Consider the following 1253-nt stretch of genomic DNA (forward strand, 5'->3'; position numbering starts at 1 on the left):
CCGTTGGCATCACCGCCCATGCCGCGGAACAGCTGGGCGAAGTGGTCTTTGTGGAGCTGCCGGAAGTCGGCACCGAGGTCTCCAAGGATGAAGAAATCGTGGTGATTGAATCGGTCAAGGCGGCCTCCGACATCCTGGCGCCGCTGGACGGTGAAGTGGTCGAAGTGAACGAGGCGCTGACCGATGATCCCGGCAAGGTGAACGAAGACCCCGAAGGCGGCGCCTGGTTCTTCAAACTCAAGCCCTCGGATCTGTCGCCGATGGACGATTACATGGATGACGCCGGCTACAAGGATTTCATCAGCTGATCCGCGAGCGGCCCAATCGGGGCTGCCGCTGAATTCCGCCTTGTTCCCTGCTGGGAACAAGGCGGTGCCTCCGGCGGGAGGTATTTGTAACCAGAAAGAAGCCGGGGGGCTGCCCCGGTCCGGCTCAATAGCCGCGCTGCCGGTCCACTTCGTGCAGCAGCTCTTCGCCGGCCTCCAGCCGCCGGTAATTCTCCACCACGTCCCGAAGCGCATCGCCCAGATGCCAGCCTGACACATGCGGCGTGACCGTTACCTGCGGATGCGTCCACAGCGGGCTGTCTGCGGGCAGGGGTTCCTGGCTGACCACATCCAGCACCGCATGGCCCGGCGTACCCTTGTCCAGAGCGGCAGCAAGCGCGGCTTCATCCACCAGATCGCCGCGGCCTGCATTGATCAGCGTCGCGCCCGGCTTCATCGCTGCCAGCATCCGGGCTTCCATCAGCCCGCGGGTGGCCGGGGTGGAGGGCAGAATGGCGCAGACATAGTCGCATATCCCCAGCATCTGCGGCAGCGCCGCCTCGCCGTGGCGGCAATCCACACCGGTGATCTCCTTGGGGGAGCGACTCCAGCCTAGCACCCGGAACCGCATATCGCGCATCAGCCGCGCGGACATGCCGCCGATATGGCCGAGGCCCAGCACGCCCACTGTGGTTTCTGCGGCGCGTTTCGGCGCCTGCGGCGCCCAGGCGCTGCGGGATTGGGATGCTGCGTGTTCCGCCATGTTCCGCTGGCTGCGCAGCACATAGGCGAGGCAGTATTCGGCGATCTCCTGCGCGGGCTCCAGCGGCTTCAGCCGGGTGACGCGCACATGCGGCGCAACGCTGGGGTGTGCGACGATGCTGTCCACCCCTGCACCCAGCTTTTGCACCAATTGCAGGTTCGGCAGCTGCGCGGCCAGATCGCCCTTCAGCGCCGAGACCGCCAGCATGGTGATGTCTTCCAGGT

General features: G+C 65.6%; 2 protein-coding genes. One reads left to right on the plus strand and one right to left on the minus strand.

The features are described from left to right. Nucleotides 1–308 (plus strand): glycine cleavage system protein GcvH (gcvH, locus tag A2I95_RS39460; protein WP_291737806.1); only part of this gene is annotated, 308 nt, incomplete at its 5' end. 124 nt (nt 309–432) lie between these two features. Here gcvH and A2I95_RS39465 read toward each other — a convergent pair. Then, nucleotides 433–1253: NAD(P)-dependent oxidoreductase (locus A2I95_RS39465; protein ID WP_291737807.1), on the minus strand; the 821-nt coding region annotated here is incomplete at its 5' end.

The organism is Leisingera sp. F5 (assembly GCF_001593695.1).